24 protein-coding genes are annotated in these 26,201 nt (G+C 69.0%); 16 read left to right on the top strand and 8 right to left on the bottom strand.

The features are described 5' to 3' along the window. The first annotated feature begins 108 nt into the window (after positions 1-108). Entirely contained in the window at positions 109-1,578 is a 1,470-nt protein-coding gene (gene miaB, locus IPJ61_RS10170) for a tRNA (N6-isopentenyl adenosine(37)-C2)-methylthiotransferase MiaB (protein ID WP_297106554.1), read from the top strand. A gap of 27 nt (positions 1,579-1,605) precedes the next feature. Here miaB and IPJ61_RS10165 read toward each other — a convergent pair whose 3' ends face one another. Continuing rightward, positions 1,606-1,788, bottom strand: a complete 183-nt coding sequence (locus IPJ61_RS10165) for an antitoxin (RefSeq protein WP_297106550.1) — start codon at positions 1,786-1,788, stop codon at positions 1,606-1,608. Between the two features lie 109 nt (positions 1,789-1,897). Here IPJ61_RS10165 and miaA point away from each other — a divergent pair, with 109 nt between their 5' ends. The 4 genes from miaA (at position 1,898) to IPJ61_RS10145 (ending at position 7,159) form a co-directional block, all read left to right on the top strand. Continuing rightward, entirely contained in the window at positions 1,898-2,821 is a 924-nt protein-coding gene (gene miaA, locus IPJ61_RS10160) for a tRNA (adenosine(37)-N6)-dimethylallyltransferase MiaA (RefSeq protein ID WP_297106546.1), read from the top strand. 64 nt (positions 2,822-2,885) lie between these two features. Continuing rightward, positions 2,886-3,701 (top strand): diaminopimelate epimerase, encoded by an 816-nt coding sequence (gene dapF, locus IPJ61_RS10155; RefSeq protein ID WP_297106543.1) that lies wholly within the window; start codon positions 2,886-2,888, stop codon positions 3,699-3,701. A 70-nt stretch (positions 3,702-3,771) separates the two neighbouring features. After that, on the top strand, positions 3,772-5,175 hold the full coding sequence (gene hflX / locus IPJ61_RS10150; RefSeq protein WP_297106541.1) for a GTPase HflX: 1,404 nt from the start codon (positions 3,772-3,774) through the stop codon (positions 5,173-5,175). 67 nt (positions 5,176-5,242) lie between these two features. Next, on the top strand, positions 5,243-7,159 hold the full coding sequence (locus IPJ61_RS10145) for an ATP-dependent DNA helicase (RefSeq protein WP_459251296.1): 1,917 nt from the start codon (positions 5,243-5,245) through the stop codon (positions 7,157-7,159). Between the two features lie 51 nt (positions 7,160-7,210). Here the strand turns inward: IPJ61_RS10145 and lexA are convergent, their stop codons facing one another. Continuing rightward, positions 7,211-7,954, bottom strand: coding sequence for a transcriptional repressor LexA (gene lexA, locus IPJ61_RS10140; protein WP_297106536.1), 744 nt, complete (start codon positions 7,952-7,954; stop codon positions 7,211-7,213). A 235-nt stretch (positions 7,955-8,189) separates the two neighbouring features. Here lexA and IPJ61_RS10135 point away from each other — a divergent pair, with 235 nt between their 5' ends. The 3 genes from IPJ61_RS10135 to IPJ61_RS10125 all read left to right on the top strand — a co-directional run bounded on the left by IPJ61_RS10135 (position 8,190) and on the right by IPJ61_RS10125 (position 12,118). Then, positions 8,190-8,519, top strand: coding sequence for a hypothetical protein (locus IPJ61_RS10135; RefSeq protein WP_297106533.1), 330 nt, complete (start codon positions 8,190-8,192; stop codon positions 8,517-8,519). 206 nt (positions 8,520-8,725) lie between these two features. Next, on the top strand, positions 8,726-9,238 hold the full coding sequence (gene nrdR / locus IPJ61_RS10130) for a transcriptional regulator NrdR (protein ID WP_297106528.1): 513 nt from the start codon (positions 8,726-8,728) through the stop codon (positions 9,236-9,238). A gap of 42 nt (positions 9,239-9,280) precedes the next feature. Next, on the top strand, positions 9,281-12,118 hold the full coding sequence (locus IPJ61_RS10125; protein WP_297106526.1) for a vitamin B12-dependent ribonucleotide reductase: 2,838 nt from the start codon (positions 9,281-9,283) through the stop codon (positions 12,116-12,118). A gap of 220 nt (positions 12,119-12,338) precedes the next feature. Here the strand turns inward: IPJ61_RS10125 and IPJ61_RS10120 are convergent, their stop codons facing one another. After that, entirely contained in the window at positions 12,339-13,694 is a 1,356-nt protein-coding gene (locus tag IPJ61_RS10120; protein ID WP_297106523.1) for an acetamidase/formamidase family protein, read from the bottom strand. A 139-nt stretch (positions 13,695-13,833) separates the two neighbouring features. On the opposite strand from IPJ61_RS10120, the gene IPJ61_RS10115 reads away from it, so the two are divergent. Both IPJ61_RS10115 and IPJ61_RS10110 read left to right on the top strand, forming a co-directional pair. Continuing rightward, positions 13,834-14,634 (top strand): sulfurtransferase, encoded by an 801-nt coding sequence (locus tag IPJ61_RS10115; protein ID WP_297106521.1) that lies wholly within the window; start codon positions 13,834-13,836, stop codon positions 14,632-14,634. A 5-nt stretch (positions 14,635-14,639) separates the two neighbouring features. Beyond that, the gene (locus IPJ61_RS10110) at positions 14,640-15,278 is read left to right on the top strand and encodes an NUDIX hydrolase (protein WP_297106518.1); all 639 of its coding nucleotides are present in this window, start codon (positions 14,640-14,642) and stop codon (positions 15,276-15,278) included. Positions 15,279-15,333: 55 nt separating this feature from the next. Here IPJ61_RS10110 and IPJ61_RS10105 read toward each other — a convergent pair whose 3' ends face one another. The 3 genes from IPJ61_RS10105 to IPJ61_RS10095 are packed head-to-tail and all read right to left on the bottom strand — an operon-like array spanning position 15,334 to position 16,266. Then, the gene (locus IPJ61_RS10105) at positions 15,334-16,011 is read right to left on the bottom strand and encodes an ABC transporter permease (protein ID WP_297106515.1); all 678 of its coding nucleotides are present in this window, start codon (positions 16,009-16,011) and stop codon (positions 15,334-15,336) included. Next, a complete protein-coding gene (locus tag IPJ61_RS10100) occupies positions 15,965-16,138 on the bottom strand; it encodes a hypothetical protein (RefSeq protein ID WP_297106513.1) in 174 nt (57 codons plus the stop codon). Before IPJ61_RS10100 ends, IPJ61_RS10105 begins: the two co-directional genes overlap by 47 nt. After that, on the bottom strand, positions 16,129-16,266 hold the full coding sequence (locus tag IPJ61_RS10095) for a hypothetical protein (protein WP_297106512.1): 138 nt from the start codon (positions 16,264-16,266) through the stop codon (positions 16,129-16,131). The genes IPJ61_RS10100 and IPJ61_RS10095 overlap by 10 nt, the downstream gene beginning before the upstream one ends. A 22-nt stretch (positions 16,267-16,288) precedes the next feature. On the opposite strand from IPJ61_RS10095, the gene IPJ61_RS10090 reads away from it, so the two are divergent. Both IPJ61_RS10090 and ilvD read left to right on the top strand, forming a co-directional pair. Further along, positions 16,289-16,507 carry a hypothetical protein gene (locus IPJ61_RS10090; protein WP_297106510.1) on the top strand — a complete coding sequence of 73 codons (219 nt, stop codon included), beginning with the start codon at positions 16,289-16,291 and terminating at the stop codon, positions 16,505-16,507. 93 nt (positions 16,508-16,600) lie between these two features. Next, positions 16,601-18,442, top strand: a complete 1,842-nt coding sequence (ilvD, locus tag IPJ61_RS10085) for a dihydroxy-acid dehydratase (protein ID WP_297106508.1) — start codon at positions 16,601-16,603, stop codon at positions 18,440-18,442. Positions 18,443-18,452: 10 nt separating this feature from the next. Here the strand turns inward: ilvD and IPJ61_RS10080 are convergent, their stop codons facing one another. Together IPJ61_RS10080 and IPJ61_RS10075 are read right to left on the bottom strand one after the other, a co-directional pair. Next, positions 18,453-18,941, bottom strand: coding sequence for a DedA family protein (locus tag IPJ61_RS10080; protein ID WP_297106504.1), 489 nt, complete (start codon positions 18,939-18,941; stop codon positions 18,453-18,455). A 66-nt stretch (positions 18,942-19,007) separates the two neighbouring features. Further along, positions 19,008-19,877 (bottom strand): ATP-binding protein, encoded by an 870-nt coding sequence (locus tag IPJ61_RS10075; protein WP_297106502.1) that lies wholly within the window; start codon positions 19,875-19,877, stop codon positions 19,008-19,010. Positions 19,878-20,136: 259 nt separating this feature from the next. Between IPJ61_RS10075 and IPJ61_RS10070 the strand changes: the two genes are divergently transcribed. From IPJ61_RS10070 to hrpA, 4 genes are all read left to right on the top strand, one after another. Then, on the top strand, positions 20,137-21,030 hold the full coding sequence (locus IPJ61_RS10070; protein WP_297106499.1) for a T3SS (YopN, CesT) and YbjN peptide-binding chaperone 1: 894 nt from the start codon (positions 20,137-20,139) through the stop codon (positions 21,028-21,030). Positions 21,031-21,102: 72 nt separating this feature from the next. Continuing rightward, on the top strand, positions 21,103-21,516 hold the full coding sequence (locus IPJ61_RS10065; RefSeq protein ID WP_297106495.1) for a pyridoxamine 5'-phosphate oxidase family protein: 414 nt from the start codon (positions 21,103-21,105) through the stop codon (positions 21,514-21,516). Next, entirely contained in the window at positions 21,509-22,384 is an 876-nt protein-coding gene (locus IPJ61_RS10060) for a universal stress protein (RefSeq protein ID WP_297106493.1), read from the top strand. The genes IPJ61_RS10065 and IPJ61_RS10060 overlap by 8 nt, the downstream gene beginning before the upstream one ends. After that, the gene (gene hrpA, locus IPJ61_RS10055) at positions 22,381-26,199 is read left to right on the top strand and encodes an ATP-dependent RNA helicase HrpA (protein WP_297106490.1); all 3,819 of its coding nucleotides are present in this window, start codon (positions 22,381-22,383) and stop codon (positions 26,197-26,199) included. Before IPJ61_RS10060 ends, hrpA begins: the two co-directional genes overlap by 4 nt. Positions 26,200-26,201: the final 2 nt, after the last annotated feature.

Raw genomic sequence — 26,201 nt, 5'->3', positions numbered from 1 at the left:
CTGATCCGCACCTTTGGGCGCGACAGACCGCGAGACATTGCGTCGCGTTCGCGCGCGGAGGTCCCGGATATTGGGCGGCGGCGGGCGGCCCGTTAGCATGGGCGAGCTATGACTGACGCGCGCACCTACCACGTGATCACCTACGGGTGTCAGATGAACGTCCACGACTCCGAGCGGATCAGCGGCCTGCTCGAAGGCTCGGGGCTGACCCGCGTCGATCCCGCGGCCAGCGATGCCCTGGGCGCCGGGGCCGACGTCGTCGTGTTCAACACGTGCGCGGTGCGGGAGAACGCCGACAACAGGCTCTACGGAAACCTGGGCCATATGGCCAGCATCAAGGCGTCGCACCCGGGTCTCCAGATCGCCGTCGGTGGCTGCATGGCGCAGAAGGACCGCGACACCATCCTGAAGAAGGCGCCGTGGGTCGACGTCGTGTTCGGCACCCACAATGTGGGCGCCCTTCCGCGGCTCCTGGAGCGCGCGCGGATCGAGGACGAGGCGCAGATCGAGATCAAGGAGGCGCTCGAGACCTTCCCGAGCAACCTGCCGAGCAGGCGCGAGTCGGCCTACTCCGCGTGGGTCTCGGTCAGCGTCGGCTGCAACAACACCTGCACGTTCTGCATCGTGCCCGCCCTTCGCGGCAAGGAGGCCGACCGGCGGCCCGGCGACATCCTGGCCGAGATCGAGATGCTGGTGGCGCAGGGCGTGCAGGAGATCACGCTGCTCGGCCAGAATGTCAACGCGTACGGCGTCGAGTTCGGCGACCGTCAGGCGTTCGCGAAGCTGCTGCGCGCCTGCGGCGACATCGAGGGTCTGGAGCGCGTCCGGTTCACCTCTCCGCACCCGAAGGACTTCACCGACGACGTCATCGCGGCCATGGCGGAGACCCCGAACGTGATGCCGCAACTGCACATGCCACTGCAGTCGGGCTCCGATCAGATCCTAAAGGCGATGCGTCGCTCCTACCGCTCCGAGCGCTTCCTCGGCATCCTCGACCGCGTCCGCCAGGCGATGCCCGAGGCCGCGATCACCACCGACATCATCGTCGGCTTTCCCGGCGAGACCGAGGAGGACTTCCTGGCGACCATGGACGTCGTGCGGCGATCGCGCTTCTCCGCGGCCTTCACGTTCCAGTACTCCATCCGGCCGGGCACGCCCGCGGCCACCATGCCGAACCAGGTGCCGAAGCAGATCGTCCAGGAGCGCTACGAGCGACTGATCGATCTTGTCGGCGAGCTCGCCTACGCGGAGAACCTCGCCTTCGAGGGCCGCGACGTCGAGGTCATGTTCGCCACGGGGGAGGGCCGCAAGGACCAGGCAACGAACCGGATGAGCGGCCGCGCCCGCGACAACCGCCTCGTGCACGTCGCGGTGCCCGAGGACCCCGAACTGCGTCCCCGCCCGGGCGACCTCGCGACGGTGACCGTCACGCACGCCGCTCCGCACCATCTCAACTCCGACGCGCCGCTGCGAGACCTGCGTCGCACCCGCGGCGGCGATGCCTGGCAGGCGGCAAAGGAAATGCCCAAGCCGACCGGGGTCGGCTTGGGCATCCCCACCGTCGGGCGCCCCGCATAGGGACGGGACCGACGGCCGTCTCTTCAGCTACAAGGCGCCGCCGGTGATCTTGTCGAGGCCCTCGTTGGCCAGGTCCTGGACCTTGTCAACCTGATCGGCGAACTTGCCGCCGGTCTTCTCGTCGATGAAGTCACCGACCTTCTCGATGCCCTCCTCGATCTCGGCCTCATGCTCCTTCGCGGCGTCGCTGATACTGTCGAAGACTCCCATTGATTGCTCCTCTCTCTCGGGGACAGTTGCGCCAATCATGCACCCTCGGCCGAAATCCGGGAAGACCACCTCGCGGGGTAGAGGCCCCCTCGACTGGCAGACTGGTGCCGTGCCGCAGCCCCTGATCGTCCTCGTCGGCCCGACCGCGACCGGAAAGTCGCGGCTCGCCGTCGACCTCGCGCTGGGGCTGGGCGCCCGCGGCCGCCCGGCGGAGGTGGTCAACGCGGACTCGATGCTGGTGTACCGCGGCATGGACATCGGTACGGCGAAACCGACGCCGGCCGACCGCGCGGGCGTGCCGCATCACCTGATCGACATCGCCGACGTCACCGAGCGGGCCTCCGTCGCCGAGTTCCAGGGGCTCGCGCGCGACGTCATCGCTGGGCTGCGCTCGCGCGGCGTCGTGCCCATCCTCGTGGGTGGTTCGGCGCTCTACACCCGCGCGATCGTCGATCGTTTCGACTTCCCCGGGTCGGATCCCGAGGTCCGTGAGCGCTGGGAGGCAGAACTGGAGCGTCTCGGCGCTCGTGCGTTGCACGAGCGTTTGGCAGAGGTGGCCCCGGAGTCCGCTGCGAAGATCGAGCCGGGCAACGGCCGCCGCACGGTGCGGGCGCTCGAGGTGCTGGAGCTCACGGGCGGCCACGCGCCGTCGGTCCCGGAGTGGACGTACGAGTTGGACGACGTCCACCAGTTCGGCCTCGAGCTCGACCGGGCGGAACTGGACACCAGGATCGACGCGCGGGTGGACCAGATGTGGCGAGACGGCATCGTGGACGAGGTCCGAGACCTGCTGGGCAGGGGCCTCCGCGACGGCGCGACGGCGGTGCGGGCCATCGGGTACCGGCAGGTGGTGGAGTTCCTGGACGGCACGTGCACCGAGGAGGATGCCAAGACAGCGGTGAAACGCGCCACCCGGACCTTCTTCCGCAAGCAGCTCGGCTGGTACCGCAGGGACCCCCGCATCGTCTGGCTGCCGGCGGGCGACCCCGCCAACGTCGAGCGCATCCTGGCCTCCGCGGTGGGCATCTCCTAGCCCCCGCCCCAACGCGGGAAGCGCACCACTAGACTGGAGTCCACGCGTTGAGGAGGCCAGCGGTATGCGGAGGTACAGCTTTCACAAGGGGCACGGCACCCAGAACGACTTCATCATCGTCGATGACTCCTACGGCATGCACGACATGCATCCCGAGTTCATCCAGATGCTCTGCGACCGGCGCGCGGGCATCGGCGCCGACGGCGTGCTCCGTGTCGTGCGGGCCAGCAGCGTTCGGGACTGGGACGGCGAGCCCAACCTGTGGTTCATGGACTACTACAACGCCGACGGTTCCGTCGCGGAGATGTGCGGCAACGGCCTGCGTGTGTTCGCGCGGCACCTGATCAACGAGCAGCTGGTCGACAGCGGGTCCTTCGACGTCGCCACCAGGGCCGGCGTGAAGCATGTCGAGGTGGCAAGGTTCGGGCTGATCTCCACGGACATCGGCCACGCGGGCATCTCCGACGAGGAGATCACCGTGACGCTGGGCGGGCGGAGCTGGCCTGCCACGAAGGTCGACGTCGGCAACCCCCACGCGGTCGTGTTCGTCGTCGACGACGTCTTGGCGGGGCTCGACCTGAGCATCGCGCCGGTCTGGGCGCCGGGATCGGCCTATCCGGGCGGCGTCAACGTCGAGTTCATTCATGTCGACGGCCCGGGTGCGCTCTCCATGCGGGTTTACGAGCGCGGCGTAGGGGAGACCCGCAGTTGCGGCACGGGGGTCGTCGCCTCCGCGGCGGCCTACCGTGCAGTGTCGGGTCACGAGGAGCCTGTCACGGTCACGGTTCCCGGAGGGGAGCTGACGGTCGAGTTCGACGGAGACAACGCGCGCCTCACTGGTCCGGCGGTCATCGTCGGCCGGGGCGAGTTCTGGATCTGACCGCCACTTATCCACAACCCTGGCGAGGCCGCTTGGTCAGCGTGGGGTGGCCTGGGAGAATGGTCTGACGATGACTGAAGACCTGATCGACGAAGAACTCTCCGACTACGACGGCGACCAAGCCGACCTCGCCGCCCGGCACTCGCTGCGGCGGGTCTCTGGCATGCGCACGGAACTCGAGGACGTCACCGAGGTCGAGTACCGCCAGCTCCGCCTGGAACGCGTGGTGCTTGTCAGTGTCTGGACCTCCGGCACGCAGGAGGACGCCGACAATGCGATGGCCGAACTGAAGCTCCTGGCGGAGACGGCCGGCTCCGAGGTGTTGGACACCCTCGTTCAGCGCCGCAACCATCCGGACCCGTCGACGTACGTCGGCAGCGGCAAGGTGGAGGAGGTGGCGGAGGTCGTCCGGGCCACGGGTGCGGATACCGTCATTTGCGACGGCGAACTCGAGCCCGCGCAGCTACGCAACCTCGAGGACCGGATCAAGGTGAAGGTCGTCGACCGCACGGCGCTGATCCTCGATATCTTCGCGCAGCACGCCAAGAGCGCCGAGGGAAAGGCGCAGGTCGAGCTGGCCCAGCTCCAGTACTTGAAGCAGCGGCTCCGCGGCTGGGGCGGCAACCTGTCGCGCCAGGCCGGTGGCCGTGCGGCTGGCGGCGCGGGCATCGGCGGACGCGGGCCCGGCGAGACGAAGATCGAGACAGACCGCCGTCGGATCCACTCCCGGATCGCGATCCTGCGCAGGAAGCTGCGCGAGATGGACGCAACACGTGAGGGGAAGCGCGCGGAACGGCGCCGTAACCAGGTGCCGTCGGTCGCCATCGTCGGCTACACCAACGCGGGCAAGTCCTCGCTGCTGAACCGGCTCACGGGCGCGGGCGTTCTCGTCGAGGACGCACTGTTCGCCACCCTTGACCCGACGACGCGGCGTACCGAGACCGCAGACGGCCGCGTGTACACGCTGACCGACACCGTCGGCTTCGTCCGGCACCTCCCGCACGACCTGGTCGAGGCCTTCCGCTCGACGCTGGAGGAGTCCGCGCTGGCGGACCTGCTCGTGCACGTCGTGGACGCCTCCGATCCAGATCCTGAGGGGCAGATCGCCGCCGTGCGGACTGTGCTCGCCGACATCGACGCGGGGTCGGTTCCGGAGCTACTGGTGCTGAACAAGGCGGACCTCGCTGACGAGGGCACCATCCTCGCGCTGCGGGGCTCTCACCCTGGCGCTGTCGTGGTATCGGCGCGCACGGGCGAAGGGATCGAGGAGCTGCGGGAGGTCCTCGCGGAACGGCTGCCGCGTCCAGAGGTCGCCGTCACGGCGCTCGTTCCCTACGGCCGGGGCGACCTGGTGGACCGGATCCACAAGACCGGACAGATCGACTCCCTCGAACACACCGGCGAGGGCACCCTCGTCTCCGCGCGCGTGCGGCCGGACCTGGCGGACGAGCTCGCGGCGTTCGTCCGTGGCTGATCACCGCCGGATCCTCGCCGCTGCCGTCGGCGAAATCCACGGCGAGGCCCGTCCCGGTCAGCAGGCGATGGCCGACGCCGTCGCCGCCACGTTGGAGGGCGGCCCGCATCTGCTCGTGCAGGCGGGCACGGGAACGGGCAAGTCGCTCGGCTACCTGGCGCCCGCGCTCGCGCGCTGCGTCGAGACGGACTCCCGGGTGATCGTGGCGACGGCGACCCTCGCGCTGCAGGCCCAGCTCGCGACGAAGGACATCCCGACGGCGCTCGACGCCGTCGAGGCGGTCACCGGGACCCGCCCCAAGGCGGCCATCCTGAAGGGGCGCACCAACTACGCCTGCCTCTACCGCGCCCGCCAGGGCGAGCGCGCCGACCAGGACTCCCTGATCGGCAGCGCCGCCCTCGCCGGCGCGGCCGCCACGGCGAAGGGCGACGACGTCAGCAAGCTGGGCGCCGAGGTCCTCGCGCTGCGCGAATGGGTCGAGGAGGAGGCCGAACGCCGGGGCCTTGCAGATCGCGATGACGCGCCGTCGCACACGGCCAGAGGATGGGCCCAGGTGTCGATCCCGACGCGCGAATGCCTCGGTGTCACGAGGTGTCCGTTCGGCACCGAGTGCTTCGTCGAGGAGTCGCGCGAACGCGCCAGGGGCGCCCAACTGGTCGTCACCAACCACGCGTTGCTCGCCATCAATACGATGCATGGCGGTACTGCGCTCCCGGAGCATGAGGCGCTGATCGTCGACGAGGCGCACGAGTTGGTCAGCCGGATCACCACGGCCGCCACCGACGAGCTGACCCCAGGGATGGTCGAGCGCACGGCGCGCCGCGTCCTCGACTGGCTCGACGACGACCTCGGCACCGACTTCCTCGGCCAGGCCGACGTGCTCCGCGCGGCGCTGGACGAGTCGGATCTGGCGCGGATCACCCAAGCCTCGGCGCCGCTGCCGTACGCCGCCGCGCAACTGCGCGACGTTGCCCGCCGCGTCGTCAGCGCGCTGGGCACGTCCGCGGATGAACCCGACCGCCAGCAGGCCGCGTCGGCGGTCAAGGAGGTGTTCGACGTGGCTGAGCGGATCGCCAAGCTCGCCGAGGTCGACGTCGTGTGGGTGACCCACTCCGACATCACGGGGCGCGCCGCGTATGTGGCCCCGTTGAACGTGTCCGGGCTGCTGCGCTCCGAGGTTTTCGCGGAGACGCCGACGGTGTTGACCTCGGCGACGCTCACGCTCGGTGGGGAGTTCGAGCCGGCCGCCGCGACCGTCGGACTTGGGCGTGCGGACAAGGTTGAGGGCGAGGACGAGCCGCGCGACGAGTTCTCCTGGCGCGGGCTCGACGTCGGCTCGCCGTTCGACTACCGCAGGCAGGGCATCCTCTACGTGGCGCGTCGACTTCCGCCGCCCGGCAGGGACGGGCTAACCGAGGCGACGCTCGCGGAGATCGCTCAGCTGATGTGGGCCGCCGACGGCCGCACGCTCGGGCTGTTCGCGTCGCGTCGCGCCGCGGAGCAGGCGGCGGAGCACTGCCGCCGCGAGTTGCCGCACCTGACCATCCTGTGCCAGGGCGACGCGCAGCTGAGCGAGCTCACGGCACGGTTCACGGCCAACCCCTCAGCCTCTCTTTTCGGCACCCTCTCGCTGTGGCAGGGCGTCGACGTACCCGGCGAGACCTGCCAGCTCGTGATCGTTGACAAGATTCCCTTTCCGCGGCCCGACGACCCGCTCATGCAGGCGCGCAAGAAGGCCGTCGACGATGCCGGCGGCAACGGGTTCATGACCGTGGCCGCGACGCACGCTGCGCTGCTCCTCGCTCAGGGCGCGGGGCGGCTGATTCGCCGCGCCGAGGACAAGGGCGTCGTCGCGATGCTCGACCCGCGGTTGGCGACCGCCCGCTACGGTTCCTACCTTCGCGCGTCGCTGCCGGATTTCTGGATGACAACCGACGGAGATGTCGCCGTCCAGGCCCTCCGCCGCCTCCGCGGCGCCGAATAGCGTTCCTTGAGCCGCGCTCCCGCCCGAAGGGCCGGGCGCGAGTCGAAAGGGCTACAGCTTGCGCAGCACAGCGACGACCTTGCCCATGATGGAGGCGTAGGTGCCGTCTATGGGCGTGTAGCGCTCGTTGTGGGGGAGCAGCCAGACCTTTCCGTCGTTGCGGCTGAACGTCTTGACCGTTGCCTCGTCATCGAGCAGCGCGGCGACGATGTCGCCGTTGACCGCGTCCGGCTGGCGGCGCACGACCACCCAGTCGCCGTCGCAGATGGCTGCCTCGATCATCGAGTCGCCGCGGACCTCCAGCATGAAGATCTCACCGTCTCCCACGAGCTGGCGGGGGAGCGCGAACACGTCCTCGATTTGCTGGGTGGCGAGGATGGGGCCGCCGGCGGCGATCCGGCCGACGAGCGGTGCGGTGACCGCCTTCGGCGCCGCGTCGTAGCTCTGCTCCGAGTCCATCGACCTCTGTCCCAGCTCCTCGGGCAGCGTCACCACGAGGGCACGCGGGCGGTTCGGGTCGCGTCGGAGGAAACCCTTCTCCTCCAGCACCTTCAGCTGATGGGAGACGGACGACGTCGACGCCAGCCCCGCTCGCTGCGCGATGTCGCGGATGCTCGGCGGGTAGCCATCGGCCTCCATCGCCTCGCGAATCACCAGCAGGATCTTTATCTGGCGCGGAGTGAGGCCTGTGGCCCCCGTTGCGGCGAACTGCGTCACGCTGCCGAGCTCCGCAGCGATGTCCTCGTTGGACGGGCGGCCGCGTCCGCGCCGCTTGATGGGGGTGTCTTCAGCCATACATTGATCCTACCCGAGAGCCGGAACAGGTGTTCGATATGACGGGTGTGTCGCGCGACCGGCGTGAGGCGCATTCGGTGCCCTCGGGAAAATTGTCAGACCCCCCTGGTGGAGTGTGATGTGCGCCGCAGAAAGCGGTGCGAGAAAATGCATCTCGAACAAGCGTTTGATTCGTGGCCCGGATGGGGCTACAGTATGAATCGAACAGGCGTTCTAGGTTACATGGGAGGTTGTCATGACCGTCGCTACTCACTCGGAGGTCGTTCGCTCGGGCGGACGCCGTGTTGCCGTCTCGCCGTCCCGCCGCCCCGCGTCGAAGACTCCGGTCGCTCACCCGCAGCGGAGCGTCGCGGCGGGCCGGGTCGGGAAGGCGTCGTCCTGCGTGGTCGCCCCGTCGCCGCAGCCCGTCCAGTGGGGGCTGCGCCTGAAAGTCGCCGCCGTGGGTGTCATCGCCGTGTTCGGAGTCGCCGTGTGCGTCCCGCAGATCGCCGCGATGGCACACCCGGACCCCGCGCGGGAGTATGTCGCCGGGCACCCTGCGTGGGCCCACGTCGACCACCCCTGAGGTACTGTCGCCGGGCTCCCCGGGAAGGCGTCGGGCGTTCGTGCATTTGAGGTTCCCGTGTCGGCGTGTCGTTTTGGTGTTGTACGCGCCGCATGCGTAATATCCCATATCTAGTAGAGCAGAGGCGCTGCATCCCCAACAGATAGTAATTTCGGGGGTCGACGCCGACGCGACTCGCCCACGGGACCAACGCGACAGGATGCCTCATGCATTGCCCCTTCTGCCGGCACGGCGACACCAAGGTGTCGGACTCGCGTGCCACGGAAGACGGCTCGGCCATTCGCCGCAGGCGACTGTGTCCGGCGTGTGAGCGCAAGTTCACCACTGTCGAGCAGATTGTCCTGACCGTGGTCAAGCGTTCCGGCGTGGTGGAGGCGTTCAGCCGCGAGAAGGTCATTCGAGGCGTCTTCAAGGCATGCAAGGGTCGGCCGGTCACCCCGGCCCAGCTCGCGTCGCTGGCGCAGCGGGTCGAGGACTCCCTCCGGGCGTCCGGGCAGGCGGAGATCCCCGCCGAGCAGATCGGGGTGGCCATCCTCGGTCCGCTCGAGGAACTCGACGCCGTCGCCTATCTGCGGTTCGCCAGCGTCTACAAGAACTACCAGTCGATCGATGACTTCCAGCGGGAGATCGACACCATCCGGATCGAGGTCGGCGCCAGGAGCCGCCGGCCCGTTCCGGAGCCGGAGCTAGGCTCGGCGCAAGAGCCACTCATCGGCTGACACAGCCACAAGATTCCAGGAAACACCGAAGAGGGGATAGTTATGACCGCGACCGCAACTCGTGCGACACGCCGCAAGGCAGGTTCCGACAGCGACGCCCGAGGGCTCGTCATCGACCGCGTCTTCACGAAGAAGGGGGTGCATCCCTACGACGAGGTGGAGTGGGAGCGCCGCGATGTCGTCCAGACCAACTGGAAGACCGGCGAGACCGTCTTCGAGCAGAAGGGCGTCGAGTTCCCCTCCAGCTGGAGCGTCAACGCGTCGACGATCGTCACCACCAAGTACTTCCGCGGAGCTCTGGGTACCGAGCGGCGCGAGAGCAGCCTTCGCACCCTGATCGATCGCGTCGTCAAGACTTATACGGCTGCCGGCAGCGAGTACGGCTACTTCGCCACCGACGACGACGCCGAGATCTTCGAGCACGAGCTCACCTGGATGCTCCTCAACCAGTACTTCTCCTTCAACTCTCCCGTGTGGTTCAACGTCGGCACCCCCTCGCCGCAGCAGGTCAGCGCCTGCTTCATCCTCTCGGTCGATGACTCGATGGACTCGATCCTCAACTGGTACAAGGAGGAGGGCTTCATCTTCAAGGGCGGCTCCGGCGCCGGCCTGAACCTTTCCCGGATCCGTTCCTCGAAGGAACTGCTCAGCTCCGGTGGCACCGCCTCCGGCCCCGTCTCGTTCATGCGTGGCGCCGACGCCTCGGCCGGCACCATCAAGTCGGGTGGGGCGACCCGCCGCGCGGCCAAGATGGTCGTGCTCGATGTCGACCACCCGGACATCGAGGAGTTCGTGGACACCAAGGCGCGCGAGGAGGACAAGATCCGCGCGCTCCGCGACGCCGGCTTCGACATGGACCTGGGCGGCAAGGACATCGTCTCCGTGCAGTACCAGAACGCGAACAACTCGGTCCGGGTCACCGACGAGTTCATGGAGGCTGTGGAGGCAGGTCGCCCCTTCGGCCTGCGCGCCCGCCAGGACGGCTCGGTGATCGAGGAGATCGACGCCCGTTCGCTGTTCACCCGGATCGCGAAGGCCGCGTGGGAGTGCGCGGATCCCGGCATCCAGTACAACGACACCATCAATGACTGGCACACCAACCCGGTGACCGGCCCGATCACGGCGTCGAACCCCTGCTCCGAGTACATGAGTCTCGACAACTCGTCGTGCAACCTGGCCTCGCTTAACCTGCTGAAGTTCCTGCGTCCTGACGGCTCGTTCGACGGCGAGTTGTTCGTCAAGGCTGTCGAGCTGATCATCACCGCGATGGACATCTCGATCTGCTTCGCGGACTTCCCGACCGAGTCGATCGGCGAGACCACGCGCAACTTCCGCCAGCTGGGCATCGGCTACGCCAACCTTGGCGCTCTGCTCATGGCCATGGGCAAGGGGTACGACACGGATGGCGGCCGCTCCACCGCCGCCGCGATCACCGCGATCATGACGGGCGCCTCCTACCGTCGCAGCGCGGAGCTGGCTGCCGTCGTCGGCCCGTACAACGGCTACGCGGTCAACGCCGAGGCCCACCAGCGGGTCATGCGCAAGCACCAGTCGGCCAATGACAACCTCCGCGTTCTCGCCGACGATCGTGCCCTGCACTCCGTCGCCACTCGCGAGTGGGACCGTGTCGTCGCGCTCGGTGCCAAGAACGGCTTCCGCAACGCGCAGGCGTCGGTGCTCGCGCCCACCGGCACCATCGGCTTCATGATGGACTGCGACACCACCGGCGTCGAGCCGGACTTCTCGCTGGTCAAATTCAAGAAGCTGGTCGGTGGTGGCTCGATGCAGATCGTCAACCAGACGATCCCGCGTGCTCTGAAGCGCCTGGGCTACAGCTCGGAGCAGATCGACGCCATCGTGGAGTTCATCAGCACGCACGGCCACGTCGTCGGTGCGCCCGGCCTCGCAGCGGAGCACTACGAGGTCTTCGACACCGCCATGGGCCAGCGCGCCATCAAGCCAATGGGCCACGTCCGGATGATGGCCGCGGTGCAGCCGTTCCTCTCCGGCGCCATCTCGAAGACGGTGAACCTTCCCGAGTCGGCCACCATCGAGGAGATCGAGGACGTCTACCTGCAGGGCTGGAAGCTCGGACTGAAGGCGCTCGCGGTCTACCGCGACAACTGCAAGGTCGGTCAACCGCTGTCCGACGGCAAGAAGAAGGCCGAGAAGGCCGCGCCGGTGGCGACCGAGGTCGTCGAGAAGATCGTCTACCGCCCGAAGCGCGAGCGGCTGCCGAAGTCGCGCATGTCGCGTACCACGAGCTTCGCGGTGAGCGGCGCTGAGGGCTACATGACGTCGGGCGCATACAACGACGGCCGCCTCGGCGAGGTGTTCCTGAAGCTCGGCAAGCAGGGGTCGACCCTCGCCGGCGTGATGGATGCGTTCTCGATCGCGGTGTCGATCGGCCTGCAGTACGGTGTGCCGCTGGAGAGCTTCGTGCAGAAGTTCACCAACCTGAAGTTCGAGCCCGCCGGCATGACCGACGACCCGGACATCCGCATCGCGCAGTCCTTCATGGACTACATCTTCCGCCGTCTCGCGCTGGACTACCTGAGCTTCGACGACCGTGCCGAGCTCGGCATCTACACGGCCGCGGAGCGCGCCCGTTACGTGGAGACCGGCTCCTACCTGTCCGAGGAGGACGAGGCCGCGATGCCGGAGGCGGACCAGCTCCGCAATGACGCCGGGGACGACTTCAAGGTCGACGGCGCCCGTCAGCCCTCGCTGCTTGACGCCCACACCACGGCTGAGCTGATGGAGGCTCTCGGTGTCGCGGAGGTCGACGCGCCGCTCTGCATGACGTGCGGCACGAAGATGCGCCCGTCGGGCAGCTGCTACGTCTGCGAGGGCTGCGGCTCGACCAGCGGCTGCAGCTGATCGTCTGGCCTTTGGCCATGCGCGGACCGCGCTGAGCCTTCTTGACCGCTGGTGATTCCCCCACATCGGGTGGAACCACCAGCGGTTTGGCGTCGTCAGGGCCGCGGCTCGACTCGGATGCCTTCGCGACTCGCCGGCTTACCTCTTGTCGCGGAACGCGAGCAGGAGCATCTCGTCGGGCCGCTGTCGGTTACGTGTCAGGCCAGGTCCCTCTTGTGGATCAGGCCAGGTCCCTCTTGCGGATCAGGCCGTGGACGCCGGTGGTCCGATCGACGACCTGGGTGACGGAGAAGTTGGCCGCGGCCGACAGGTACGCATAGGCAACGGCGCGGTTCAGCCCCTTGTCCTGCTCCAGGAAGTCGAGCGCGTTCACGACGGCCCTTCGCATGGCGATGTTCAGGTCGCTACCTTGGCCGTCGATGCTGCCGTTCGGGTCCGAGAGACCGATCGCGATCCAGTCGGTGGCGGTCTCGGCGAACGGATAGCGGAAGGCAACCTTCGGTGCGTCTCCCGAGCCCTTCTTGCACACCGTCAACCGGAACGTGCCGCGCAGCGAACCCTCCATCGCCGTCAGCGCCACTTCGCCGTCACCCATCGCGTGGTGGGGGTCGCCGACGTAGAACAGCGCGCCGTCGGCGACCACCGGGAGGTAGAAAGTGGAGCCGGCGCCGAGGTGGCGGATGTCGATGTTGCCGCCGCCGAGGGTCGGCGGGATCGAGTTGGCGCTCGGGTCGGTCAGGCCGGGGGCCTCGGAGTATGCGACCCCCATCATCCCGAAGAACGGGTTGACGGGGAAGCGGAGCTTGCGACGACCAGACCTCATCACGCCGTGCTTCCCCTCGACCGAGGTGAACACTGACACGTTGCCGTAGTCGGTAGGGATGCCGGAGGAGCGGTTGTCCGTCGCGTGCGGCGGCATCACCTCGCCCATGCTGATCCCCGCTGGGGCCTCGCCGGCGGGTGTGATCGCGAGCGCACCCTTGCCGTGTCGGCTGGAGACCACGCCGTAGGGTACACGGGCGCGCAGGTCGAGGGTCTCCACCTTGAGGACATCTCCCGGCTTGGCGCCCTTGACCCGGATCGGTCCGGTCACCACGTGCGGGCCGTCGACGTCGAAGCTTCGTGTCGTGCGCCGATAGTTCGCGGCGATATCGATGGCGTCGGTGAGCACGTCGCGCTTCTTGACGCCGTGGCCGCCCAGCCACGAGACCGGGTCGCGGCCCTGATCCTCGAGAATCCCCTCGTGGGAGACCGAGTCGATGGTCACCGTCTGCCCCGAACGCATCGACATCGCCGGCGCGGCGTGCACCGTCGGGACATATCCCCACAGCACGTCGCCGGTGCGGGACGGTAGGTAGTGGTCGCCGCGGATGCGGCCCTTTCCGGGCTGGAGCACGCCCTCGTAAAATGATCCCTTCGATCGGGGATGCGCAGCGGCGGTCGTTGTTGAGGTCGCCGCGATGGTGGAGCCGACACCCATCGCGGCCGCTGCGAGCAGCAGTCCGCGCCGGCCGACGCCGGACTCGATGAGTGCGGACGCCTCCTTGGCGTCGAGGGGCGTGTGGGGATCGGTCATGGCTGGGTCCTTCGCTCGTCGGTGCACCGAAGGTAGCGAAACGACTTGTCAGAGCCATGTCGAGAACGTTGCAGGCGCGTTCCGTCACGTTGCGGGTTCGGGGCGCAGAACGGAAGGCGAGGGGCATAGAGTGGGCGCCGTGATTCCTCCCGTCGTCGACCGCGCCTGGCTGGCGCGGCATCCCAAAGCCGTCCTAGCCGATGCCCGCTACTACCTGGACGGCCGGTCGGCCGCCGACGCCTACGCCGCCGGGCACCTCCCGGGCGCGGTGCGCGTCGACATGGACGCCGTCCTCGCCGGCCCGCCCTCACCGGAGGCTGGGCGACACCCGTTGCCGACGCCGGAGCGGTTCGCCGCCGGGCTGTCCGCCGTCGGGATCGGTGACGGGACGATCGTCGTCGCCTACGACGACGCGGGTGGCGCCATGGCCGGCCGGCTCGTGTGGTTGCTGCGGATGCTCGGCGAGGATGCCGCGCTGCTCGACGGCAGCCTCGGCGCGTGGGACGGGGAGCTCACCGTGGACGTGCTCGTGCCGACGCCGGCCGCCTTCACCGTCCGGCCCTGGCCCGACGACGCGCTCGCCACGATCGACGAGGCCGCGACGGGGAGGTTTGTGATCGACGCCCGCACGGGAGAGCGCTACCGCGGCGAGACAGAGCCCATCGACCCGCGCGCCGGCCACATCCCGGGCGCGCACAGCTTCCCGCTGAGCGGCAACCTCGCACCCGACGGCCGCTTCCTGGCCCCTGCCCAGCTCCGTGCGCGCTTCGCCGCCGTCGACGACGCGGCTGCGGTCATCTCCTACTGCGGCTCGGGTATCACCGCGTGCCACAACCTGATCGCGCTGGAGCATGCCGGCCTCGGGCGGGGACGGCTTTACTCGGGATCCTGGTCGCAGTACAGCAACACCGACCGTCCGGCGGCCGTCGGCGAGGAGTGAGGGCGTTGGACAAGCCGAGCGAGCGGCTGCTGCGCATCGCGAGGGAGCTGACGGCCATCTCGGAGTCAGCTCTTGCCTACTGCCGCGATCCGTTCGACATCGATCGATTCCATCGGGTCGGGGCGTTGGCGCGTGAGCTGATGGCCGAGGTCGCGACGACGGACCTTCCGGCCTACGACCGCGAGGTCGCCTCCGTCGCCGGTTACACCACACCGAAGCTGGATGTGCGCGGTGGCGTCTTCGACGCCGACGGCCGGGTTCTTCTCGTCCGGGAGGTCGCCGACGGCGGGCGATGGACTTTGCCGGGCGGTTGGTGCGACATCCTGGAGGGCCCCCGCGAGGCGATCGAGCGTGAGGTCCGCGAGGAGGCGGGGCTCGCGGTGCGGGCGGCGCACCTGGCCGCCGTCGTCGACCGTGACAAGTGGCCCCACTACCCACCGCACGACTACCACATCTACAAGCTGTTCTTCGTCTGCGAGCCGGTCGGAATGCTCGATCCGGGCTATGCGAGCACCGAGACGAGCGAGGTCGGCTGGTTTGCTCTCGAAGAGCTCCCGGAGCTCTCCACGGGCCGGGTGCTGCCCGAGCAGATCTGGCTGCTGCGCGAGCACTGGCGGAACCCTGGGCCAGCTCATATCGACTGATCGCGTCGGGCCGGTGCTCGTGGGTCGTCGAGCGCTCGTCCTCCGAGGGAGCGGGTCAGCGCTGTCGCGGGAAGCGCCACCCGATGAGTACGGCGGCGATCAACACGATGCCGAGGCACCACAGCAGCGACACCGCGATCTTGACGTCGCCCTGCCCGACCAACAGTGACCGGATCGTCTCGACGAGCGGGTTGATCGGTTGGTGAGTGGCGACCGGCTGCATCCAGGCGGGCATGGTCGCGATCGGAACGAAGGCGCTGGACACGTACGGCAGGAACAGGAGCGCGAAGCCGTAGCCGTTGGCTGCCTCGGGGCTGGAAGCCACGAGGCCGATGAAGGCGAACAGCGCAGTGATCGCGAGAATCCACAGCGCGACCAGGGCGATTGCGACGAGCCACTCGGCGAGTGTCGCGGTGGGGCGGAATCCGATAGCAAGGGCGACGCCGATGACGATCGCCGTCGCGAGCAAGTTGCGCAGAACGCTGGCCGCGACGTGGCCGGCGAGCACCGTCGCCGGTCTGATCGGCAAGGTGCGGAGACGGCGCATGACCCCTTGCCCAGCAAGACGGGCAGTGCGACGGCCATCAAGGTTCCGTCGCCGTCGCGGAGGCTGTGCCGGAGGCTGCGGCCGGCGAAGATCGCACTTGAGCGCCAGGCATCGACGCCGTGGTGGGCGGTGGGGCTGGTCATGCTGCGGTCTCCCCGGGAGTGAGTGGGCTTTCTGTGAGCGCAAGGAAGGCGTCGTCGAGGCGCTCCGTGCCGACGAGCGCGGTCAGCTCGGCGGCCGTACCATCAGCGATGATTCTGCCGCCGCGAAGGACGGCGATCCGGTCCGCGAGGGCCTCGCGCCTCAGGAACACCGTCGTGCCTCGCCGCCCCGCCCCCTCCGTCGTCCCCCACCCGTGACGCTGCCCCTGGTGGGCTCGTCGAGGAAGAGCACGGCGGGTCGAGTGATGAGAGAGGCGGCCAGGTCGAGGCGACGGCGCATCCCGCCGGAGTAGGTAGCGACGATGCGCCCGCTCGGCCTGCCGGACGAAACCGTCGTCGTCGAACGCACACCGGCGCAGGAGCTTGCGTTGGCCGAGGCCGAGCTAGCTTCGACCGTCGCGCTGCGCAAGGCGACTCAGCGCCGCCTCGCTCAACTCGAGAAGACCGAGGCCCGGTTGAGAGCTGCCCGCGACCGGGCAGAGACCTCTGCGAAGGAGGCCGCCCGCCGTCGCTCCGACTGACGCACGCGTCCGGAGAGGATCGAGCCGACAGCCGCACGGGTGCCGCGGGGGTACTGTTGACGCTGGTAACGTCACGTTCTCGGAGGTAGTCAGATGCCGGCGCTCAGGTCACGAACCACAACCCACGGCCGCAACATGGCGGGCGCGCGCGCCCTCTGGCGCGCCACGGGGATCACGGACTCCGACTGGGGCAAGCCGATCGTGGCCGTCGCCAACTCCTTCACGCAGTTCGTGCCCGGCCACGTGCATCTGCGCGATATGGGCAAGCTCGTCTCCGAGTCCATCGCGGAGGCCGGGGGCGTCGGGCGCGAGTTCAACACCATCGCCGTCGACGACGGCATCGCCATGGGGCACGGCGGCATGCTGTATTCGCTGCCCAGCCGCGAGCTGATCGCCGACTCTGTCGAGTACATGGCCAACGCGCACTGCGCCGACGCGCTTGTGTGCATCTCCAACTGCGACAAGATCACGCCCGGCATGTTCCTGGCCGCGCTGCGCCTCAACATCCCCGCGGTGTTCGTCTCCGGCGGCCCGATGGAGGCAGGCAAGGCGATCATCAAGGAAGGCGGCACCGCCGTCACCTCGCTCGACCTGGTCGACGCCATGGTCTCCGCCGTCGACGACTCGGTCTCGGACGACGAGCTTCAGCGGATCGAGGAGAGCGCCTGCCCCACCTGCGGCTCCTGCTCCGGCATGTTCACGGCCAACTCCATGAACTGCCTGCTCGAGGCCATCGGCCTCGCGCTGCCGGGCAATGGCTCGACGCTGGCGACGGCCGCGTCCCGCAAGGGCCTGTTCCAGGAGGCCGGCCGTCTCGTCGTCGAACTGTGCAAGCGCTACTACGACGAGGACGACGAGTCGGTCCTGCCGCTGTCCATCGCCACCAAGGCCGCGTTCGAGAACGCCATGCGCCTCGACGTCGCCATGGGCGGTTCCACCAACACGGTCCTTCACCTGCTGGCCGCGGCGCAGGAGGCGAAGGTCGACTTCACCCTCGACGACATCGACGAGATCTCGCGGCACACTCCGTGTCTGGCGAAGGTCGCGCCCAACTCGAAGAACTACTACATGGAGGACGTGCACCGCGCCGGCGGCATCCCCGCGATCCTGGGTGAGCTGCATCGTGGCGGCAAGCTCGACGACTCGGTCCACTCCGTGCACTCGACGAGCCTGCAGGCCTGGCTCGACGAGTGGGACATCCGCGGGGGGTCGGCCAGCGAGGCGGCCGTCGAGTTGTTCCACGCCGCCCCTGGCGGGGTCCGCACCACGGAGGCGTTCTCGTCGACCAACCGCTGGGAGACCCTCGACACGGACTCCGAGGGCGGCTGCATCCGCTCCACCGATCACCCTTACACGGTCGATGGCGGCCTCGCCGTCCTGAAGGGGAACCTCTCGCCCGACGGCGCCATCGTCAAGACCGCTGGCGTTCCCGAGGAGCAGTGGGAGTTCACCGGCACCGCGGTGGTCACTGAGTCGCAGGAGGCGGCCGTCGAGGCCATCCTCGGCAAGCGCGTCCAGCCCGGCGACGTCGTCATCGTGCGCTACGAGGGCCCCAAGGGCGGCCCCGGCATGCAGGAGATGCTGTATCCGACGTCGTACCTCAAGGGCCTCGGCCTGGGGCCGAAGTGCGCGCTGATCACCGACGGCCGCTTCTCCGGCGGCTCGTCCGGGCTCTCCATTGGGCACGTCTCCCCAGAGGCGGCCTCCGGCGGCACCATCGGCCTCGTCGAGGACGGCGACCGCATCGTGCTCTCCATCCCGGAGCGGAAGATCCACCTCGACGTCGACGACGAGACCCTCGCCGCACGACGGGCGCTGCGCGACGTCGAGGGCTGGCATGCGAAGAACCGGGAGCGCGAGGTGTCGACGGCGCTGAAGATCTTCGGGATGCTGGCGCAGTCCGCCGACAAGGGCGCCGCGCGTAAGCTGCCCTGACGCCGACGGGTCAGGCCGCGGGTGCGTCCTGTGGCTCGGACTTGTCGCGGGCGAGCACGCTCCACGTGATGGTGGCCGCGACGAGCAGGCAGATGGCTACCACGGCCACGGGAGAGCGTATCCAGAGTTCCTGCAGGCCGACCCAGCCCATGAAGCCGACCGTTCCGTAGATGAATGCCCACATCACGCAGCCGACGGTGACCGCAGGAAGGTAGCGCCGCATCGGCATCCTGGCCACGCCGGCCGCGAGGTTGACCATGGTCTGGATCCCGATGGTCAGGAAAGACACGGCGACGGCCGGGGCGCCCCACCGGCCGAGCCAGGTGGTGGCGGTCGCGTAGTGCCTCGACTCCAGCATGCGGGCGAGCCGCGTGCGTTGCGCGCCGGCAGCCAGCCCCCGGCCGAGCCAGTAGGTGGCGTTCGCGCGCAGCATCACGATGACGAAGAGCGCGGCCACGACCACGAGGTAGGGGGCATCCCAGGTCATCGGGTTGAACACGGCGCTCCTCGTCAGGCAGGGGAGCGGCCAGTCTAGTCAGCCCTCAGCGGCGACGCGGTGTCGCGATCAGCGGCCCTGGGAGAACCGCATCGCGGCCCGGAACTGCGCGGCGATGCCTGCCCCCGGCCCCAGCGGCCACCGATGCATCACGTACTCGCTCGCCGCGTCGACGGCGAGCTGCCGCGAGGAGTTGCCCGTGCGCACCCAGAGCTCCGGCGCGGCGTTCTTGTTCGGGCGCAGGAACACCGGGCGAGGCGAGGCGCCCGCGGTGATCCGGCAGACGTCGCGGGCGATGCCGTCGCCGTCGGGAAGAGCCTCGAATTCGACAGTGACCAACGCGGCGCCGTTGGGGCCGAGCGCCGTGGTCAGCAGGTCGCGCAGCCACAGCTGGAAGCGGTCGTGGTCGGGGGCCTTCATGGTGGCGAGGTCCCGGTCAAGGCCGAGCGGCGTGCCGGCGTCATCGACGCCGACGATGAGGGTGCCGCCGTCGGCGTTCAGGAACGCCGCCAGCGTCTTGGCGACCACCTGTTCCATCTTGTCGTCCTTGGCGCCCGTGTGGAGGTTCACCCGCGCGGTGGACTTGAACTCCACCTGGTCCGACTCACCGGCGCGGACGAGCTCCGCGGTAGTGGCCCGTTGCGGGCGCTGAAAGTGGGCGGCGACGCTCGCGTACGCCGCGACGGCGATCACGGAGGCGCCCAGTGCGAGGCTGATCGCCAGCGGGCTGGTGGGCGCGACGGTGGGCCGGATCAGCCACGCGAGCGCGAACCCCACGGCGGAGCCGAGGATCGACATCACCACCGACGCCGTCGTCGACAGTTGGGCCCGGCCGCGCAGCAGCAGCCGCGCGATCCAGCCGAACACGAAGGAGACGACGAGCACGCTGATGAGGGCCAGCGAAAGGACCCAGAGGGGAAGGCCGAGCGAGGGGTTCAACGAAAACTCCAAATCGACGGTGGGCCTAGCTAGGGAAGCACTGATCAATCGGGCACCGGCTGCGGCGCACCAGGCGGGCGATCTGAACTCTCACTATCTTCGGTGTTGTGTCCAATAGCACCCTCAGATATTGAGAGCCCAGCTCATCCCGCCTGGCACGTCCTCACTCGGCACCCCATTGATCAGTACTTCCCTCGAAGTCTAGTGGGGTTCGGCGGGCAGCCTTGCTCTGTGTGTAGGTTGGGGCGCGGAGGTGCCCATGGCCGACTACACGGACTTCGACTTCGATGAGACCCAACGCGCAGCATGGGGCGAGTTCTCAGACCGGCTCGACGAGGTGCTCTCGGTGATGGATGCGACGGCGGACCTCACCATCTCGGTGACGTCGGTCTCCACGGGGCCTCGTCCCGGCATCCGGTTCACGGTGCGGGAGCCGGGAGTCGTGACCGCGCTCGTCAGCGGCTCCGCCAACGGCGCGCCGACGGCGGTCGAGTCTGTCGAGTTGATCCGCCTGGGCTGGTTTCCCCCGTCCGAAAGGGAACCGGGGTTTCACGCCGAGGCCGACCAGGCCGACTCAGCGCGCCTCGCCGCGCTTGCCAGTGACACGCTCAACGCCGTCTTCTCCGTTCCGCACCCCATCTTCCTCGAACCCGATCAGCTGGCCGAGATCCTCCAGGGCCAAGCCGAGTGGACGCCGTTGGAGCCGCGCAAGCTGAAGCGGGAGGAGCAGGCCGTCAAGGCGGGTGGCCAGGCCGAGCTCGACGGGTTGGTGGATGCGGAGCTCCGGCGGCTGTTCGGCCATCCCCCGTTGCGCAACGAGCAGGGCGATGTGGCGATCCGCGTCGGCTCGGCCGTCGTCTTCCTGCGCAGCACCGCCGACTGCCGCGAGCTCGTGCTCTTCTCCCCGCTGGTCCACGACGTGGCCAATCGCTCGCGTGCGTGCGAAGTGTTGAACGACCTCAACGTCGAGTCGCGCTACGGCCGGTTCGCGTTGCACCGTGACCGTGTGTTCGCGCAGATCTCCGTGCCCGCGAAACCGTTCGTTCCCGCGCACCTCCGCCAGGCGCTGCGGGCGCTCAGCCAGATCGCCGACGGCATCGACGAGGAGCTGGCAACCAAGCTCGGCGGCCGTACCACCTTCAGTACCCCCTAGCGCATCCGAACGCGCGGCAAGACCGCCGCGCGGAACCGGACGGCAGGGCGCGGGGGGCGCTAGTGTTGTGTCATGACAAGGGAACCCGTGACCTACTTCTCGCGGTTGGATGCCGACGAGTGCTGGGCGTTGCTGGCGGACGCCGAGGTTGGCAGGATCGCCTGGCTCCGGCCCGACGGCATCAGCATCGTTCCGGTGAACTTTCGCACCAACAGCGGGGCCATCGTCTTCCACACCGCCCCCGGCACGATGCTCGCGGCGCTGACCGAACCCACGGAGGTGTCCTTCCAGGTCGACGAGATCGACAAGGAGACGGCCATCGGGTGGACGGTCCTGGCCCGCGGCACGACGACGCCCGCCGACGCGTCCGTGAAGAGCATCAGCTGGGTCGACGGCGACCGCACGGTCGGCGTCGCGATTGAGGTCTCGACCCTTGCCGGTCGAGTAGTTTCGGGAACCAAGAGTGAGGAGCCCCGCAATGACTGAACGCCAAGTCCCCCTGATCGTGGTAGGTGTCGACGGAAGCGACGATGGTCTCCGTGCCGTCCGCTTCGGGGCCAACGCAGCCAAGGCCATCGACGGCGAGTTGATGCTCGTCAACGCCGTCGACGACACGCTGATGGCAGGCGCGTGGGGTGTCGTGTACGACCCCGAGGTGCTGCAGGCAGCCGGCGTCACCGCCAACGAGCAGGCCAAGGCCGTCGGGGTCGAGCTCGGCCTTCCTGAGGATCGGATCAAGACCGAGGTCGTCATGGGCTCGCCCGGCGGCGTCATGGCCCGGCTGAGCGAGGTGGCTGACCTCGTGGTTGTCGGCCGGCGCGCCGCGTCCGGCCTCGAGCGTATGTTCGTCGGATCGACGTCGGTGGCGGTCGTCGCCAACGCCTCCTGCCCCGTCGTGGTCATCTCGGCTGCGGCGCACCCCGAACCGGTGGGTTCCCGTGGCGTCGTCGGCGTCGGCCTGCAGACCGACCCCGGCTCCGAAGGCACGCTCGAGGCGGGCTTCCAGCAGGCAGAGCGGCTCGGCTCGCGGCTCAAGGTGGTCCATGCCATTCAGCCGCCCGTCGGGATCTTCGCCCGCAAGCTCACCCCGGCACAGCTGGACGAGCAGGCCCGCTTCGCCCAAGGCGGCATCGAGGCCATCGCGGCCGCTGTCGCGGGCCGCCACCCAGGCGTCGAATACGAGGTGCAGGTGACCGTCGGCAGCCCCATCAACGAGCTGGTCAGCCGCAGCGCCGGCTATGACCTGCTGGTGCTGGGCGTGGGCGAGTCGTCGATCCCCGGCTTCGCCCTCGGCGGGCTGATGCGCGGCCTCATGGCGCACGCGCTCTGCCCGCTGTACATCACGCGCGGATGACTGAGGCGGGGCCAACTCCCACCGTCGTCGTCGAACCCGGTCTCCCCATCGCGGGGGAGGCCGAGCGGATCGCCGGGCTGGTCCGCGACCATCAAGTGGTCGTTGTCGCCGGCGAGACCGGGTCTGGAAAGACCACGCAGCTACCCAAGATCTGTCTGCTCGCGGGCAGAAAGCGGATCGCGCACACGCAGCCGCGCCGGATCGCGGCGCGCACCGTGGCGCAACGGATCGCCGTCGAGTGCGGCGTCGAACTGGGAGAGTTCGTCGGCTTTCAGGTGCGGTTTACGCGGCGCGTCACCGCGGCCACACGGATCAAGGTCATGACCGACGGCATCCTCCTCTCGGAGCTGACCCACGACCGGATGCTGTCGAAGTACGACACGATCATCATCGACGAGGCTCACGAACGCAGCCTCAACATCGACTTCCTGCTCGGCTATCTGAAGCAGCTGCTCCCGAAGCGACCGGATCTTCGCGTGATCGTGACCTCGGCGACCATCGACACCGCCCGTTTCTCCGAGCACTTCGACGGCGCCCCCGTCGTCGAGGTATCAGGCCGAACCTTCCCTGTGGAGACCAGATACCGGCCGTTGGAGGATGGCCAGGACGAGATTGACGGCATCGCCGCGGCCGTCGAAGAGATCGTCACGGAGCCTGGCGGGGGAGACATCCTCGTCTTCCTGAGCGGCGAGCGCGAGATCCGCGACGCCGCGGAGGCAGTCGAGGCCCTGGGCGCCGGCGTTGAGGTGCTGCCGCTGTTCGCGCGCCTGTCGTCGGCGGACCAACAGCGTGTGTTCGCGCCCGGCCCGCGGCGCAGGATCGTGCTGGCCACCAACGTGGCGGAGACGTCCATCACGGTGCCGCGGATCCGCTACGTGGTCGACACGGGGACGGCTCGCATCTCCCGTTACTCGGCGCGCACGAAGGTGCAGCGTCTGCCGATCGAGCCCGTCTCTCAGGCCTCGGCCAATCAGCGCGCCGGCCGCTGCGGACGACTCGGCCCGGGCATCGCCATCCGCCTCTACTCGGAGGACGACTTCGCCGCGCGCCCCGAATTCTCCGATCCCGAGATCCTGCGCACGAACCTCGCCACCGTCATTCTGTTGATGGCCCAAGCCGGGCTGGGCGACGTCGAGTCCTTCCCGTTCGTCGAGGCGCCCAACATCTCGCACATCAACGACGGCGTGCGCGTGCTGAGCGAGTTGGGTGCCATCCATCCTCGCGCGCGCAACGAGCAGCTGCGGCTCACCCGCACCGGCCGGATGCTGGCGCGAATGCCCGTCGACCCGCGCCTGGGTCGGATGCTGATCGAGGGGGCGAGGCGCAACAGCCTTGCCACCGTGATGGTGCTCGTCGCGGGCTTGACGGTGCCCGACATCCGCGAGCGCCCCGCCGAGTTCCAGGCCCAGGCCGACCAGCTACATCGCCGCTTCTGGGGAACGTCGCTCCCTGACGAGACGCGGGCGGCCGACGAGAGCCAGCCCGCGCGTCACACCGCGCACACCGGCACGCGCAGGGAGAAGGAAGTCAAGCTGTCGCTGGAGGGTGGTGACTTCGAGGTCCTGCTCAACCTCTGGACCTATCTCCGAGAGAAGCGGCGAGAACTGAGCGGCAACGCGTTTCGTCGGATGTGCCGCGCGGAGTACCTCAACTTCGTGCGCTTCCGCGAGTGGGAGGACCTGGTCTCGCAGCTGCGGGAGGCGTGCAAGGAGCTGGACCTCGACACCTCCGGCCGCGGCGCCATGCCGGACGTCCTCACATCCATCCTCAGCGGTCTGCTCTCCAACGTCGGGCTGGCGCTCGAGCCACCCGCCCCGCGCCCCGGTCAGGGCGGGCAGACCCGCCGTAAGCCTCTGACGGAGTACCAGGGGGCGCGCGGCGCGCGGTTCGCCATCCAGCCGGGCTCCTCGCAGGCCAAGGTAACCCCGCCGCTGGTCATGGCGTTCGAGCTCGTCGAGACGTCGCGGCTGTGGGCGCGCACCGTCGCCCCGATCCGTGAGGAGTGGGTCGAGCAGGTCGGCGGGCACGTCCTAACCCGCACGCTGTCCGAGCCGACGTGGTCGAGCCGCTCGGCCACCGTCGTCGCCAACGAGCGGATCAGCCTGTTCGGCGTGCCGATCGTCGCGGCTCGGCGCACCAACTACGCCGCCGACCACCCGGTCGAGGCGCGCGAGATCTTCCTGCGGACCGCCCTTGTCGAGGGGGAGTGGGAGTCGAGGAACAAGCTCGTCACGGCAAACCGCGCCGTGCTGCGGGAGGCCGAGAAGCTCACCGACCGGATGCGCAGGCCGGACCTGCTGCTCTCGGACGACGCGCTCTACGCCTGGTACGACGCGCGCGTGCCCTCCGAGGTGGTCTCCGGCGCGACCTTCGACAAGTGGCTCCGCGGGCTCCCTAAGGAACAGTGGCCCCTGCTGACCCCGGAGGACGCCGTCGTAGATCCTTCCCAGCTACGCGCCTCCGACTATCCCGACGCGTGGCGGATCGGCCCGCATCGGCTGCCGATCGCCTACGAGTTCAACCCGGGCGCAGGCAGCGACGGCGTCACGATCACCGTCCGCCTTGAGCTGCTGAGCCAGCTCGACGGCGCGCCGTTCAGCTGGCAGGTGCCTGGGCTGCGGCGCGAGCTGGCCACGGAGCTGATCCGGTCGCTGCCCAAGTCTGTGCGGACAAGCTTCGTCCCGGCCCCGGATTTCGCCGCCAAGGCGCTGCTCTGGCTGGAGGAGCGCGGAGTCGACGGGGAAGGCTCCTTCCCAGAGGCGCTCGGTCGCGCGCTCACCGCGCTCACCGGCACGCTGGTGGACCCCGGCGACTGGCATCCGGAAACCCTCGATCCGCATCTCCGTCCGACGTTCGTCGTGGTCGACGGTGGACGTGAGGTGAGCCGCGGCGACGACCTCGCCGCGCTGCAGCAGCGCCTCGCGCCCAAGGTGGCGGCCAAGCTCACCAGGTCCGCCGGCGATCGCACGGCCACCGGCCAGCGATCCTGGACGTTCGGCGACATCCCGCGGGAGACGCGCCTCGGCAGGGGAGCGGTGGGTTACCCCGCGCTCGCCGATGAGGGCACGACGGTGGGCCTCACGGTCCTCGACACGCGCGCCAAGGCGGACCGCTCGCATGCCGCGGGTATCCGGCGGCTTCTGACCTGCACCAATCCGGAGCCGACGAGGTGGGTCGTGTCCCACCTGGGCCGCGACGCAAAGCTCGCCCTAGCCGACTCGGCATATCCAACGGTGCCGGACCTCCTGGCCGACGCGTGGCTCAAGGCGGGCGAGCAGCTCGCGACCGCCGTCGGGCCCTTGGCGGATGTGCGCTCGCCGGCCGCGTACGAGCGAGTCGCGCTCGCAGTGCGTCAGGAGTGCCCGGGGCGGACGCTTGAGGTGGTGAACACGGCGTCGCAGGCGTTGGCCAACGCGACGCGGGCGAGGCTGCTGATCTCGCTCCACCCGGCCGCACCGGCCAGCCGGGACGTCGCCTCCCAGCTGGACAACCTTTTCTTCGCCCGCTTCATCTCCGCGACGCCCGACCCGTGGTTCGGCCACCTGCCGCGCTATGCGGCGTCCGCCGTCGCACGCCTGGAGGTCGCCGCCCAGCAGCCCGCCCGGGACGCGAAGCTCCAAACGGAGGTCGACGAGATGGAGGACCTCTACGCAGCCCTCACCGATGCCCAGCCACCGGGCCCGCTGCGTCCAGAGGTCGAGGAGATCGCGTTCCTGATCGAGGAGTTCCGCGTGAGCCTCTTTGCGCAGCAGCTCCGCACGAGCATCCCCGTCTCGGCCAAACGCATCCGCCAGGCCATCCGCGCCGCGGGCTGAGG

The sequence above is a fragment of the Tessaracoccus sp. genome, assembly GCF_016714275.1.
Lineage (GTDB): Bacteria > Actinomycetota > Actinomycetes > Propionibacteriales > Propionibacteriaceae > Arachnia.
Note: the sequence above shows the minus strand (reverse complement) of the source record. Positions and strands in the feature narration are given on the sequence as shown.

Bases quoted from the DNA above. Each gene is read 5' to 3' on its own strand.
- miaB (WP_297106554.1), top strand. From the start codon at position 109: ATGACTGACGCGCGCACCTACCACGTGATCACCTACGGGTGTCAGATG.
- IPJ61_RS10165 (WP_297106550.1), bottom strand. From the start codon at position 1,788: ATGGGAGTCTTCGACAGTATCAGCGACGCCGCGAAGGAGCATGAGGCC.
- dapF (WP_297106543.1), top strand. From the start codon at position 2,886: ATGCGGAGGTACAGCTTTCACAAGGGGCACGGCACCCAGAACGACTTC.
- hflX (WP_297106541.1), top strand. From the start codon at position 3,772: ATGACTGAAGACCTGATCGACGAAGAACTCTCCGACTACGACGGCGAC.
- IPJ61_RS10145 (WP_459251296.1), top strand. From the start codon at position 5,243: ATGGCCGACGCCGTCGCCGCCACGTTGGAGGGCGGCCCGCATCTGCTC.
- lexA (WP_297106536.1), bottom strand. From the start codon at position 7,954: ATGGCTGAAGACACCCCCATCAAGCGGCGCGGACGCGGCCGCCCGTCC.
- IPJ61_RS10135 (WP_297106533.1), top strand. From the start codon at position 8,190: ATGACCGTCGCTACTCACTCGGAGGTCGTTCGCTCGGGCGGACGCCGT.
- nrdR (WP_297106528.1), top strand. From the start codon at position 8,726: ATGCATTGCCCCTTCTGCCGGCACGGCGACACCAAGGTGTCGGACTCG.
- IPJ61_RS10125 (WP_297106526.1), top strand. From the start codon at position 9,281: ATGACCGCGACCGCAACTCGTGCGACACGCCGCAAGGCAGGTTCCGAC.
- IPJ61_RS10120 (WP_297106523.1), bottom strand. From the start codon at position 13,694: ATGACCGATCCCCACACGCCCCTCGACGCCAAGGAGGCGTCCGCACTC.
- IPJ61_RS10095 (WP_297106512.1), bottom strand. From the start codon at position 16,266: ATGCGCCGTCGCCTCGACCTGGCCGCCTCTCTCATCACTCGACCCGCC.
- IPJ61_RS10090 (WP_297106510.1), top strand. From the start codon at position 16,289: ATGCGCCCGCTCGGCCTGCCGGACGAAACCGTCGTCGTCGAACGCACA.
- ilvD (WP_297106508.1), top strand. From the start codon at position 16,601: ATGCCGGCGCTCAGGTCACGAACCACAACCCACGGCCGCAACATGGCG.
- IPJ61_RS10070 (WP_297106499.1), top strand. From the start codon at position 20,137: ATGGCCGACTACACGGACTTCGACTTCGATGAGACCCAACGCGCAGCA.
- IPJ61_RS10065 (WP_297106495.1), top strand. From the start codon at position 21,103: ATGACAAGGGAACCCGTGACCTACTTCTCGCGGTTGGATGCCGACGAG.
- IPJ61_RS10060 (WP_297106493.1), top strand. From the start codon at position 21,509: ATGACTGAACGCCAAGTCCCCCTGATCGTGGTAGGTGTCGACGGAAGC.
- hrpA (WP_297106490.1), top strand. From the start codon at position 22,381: ATGACTGAGGCGGGGCCAACTCCCACCGTCGTCGTCGAACCCGGTCTC.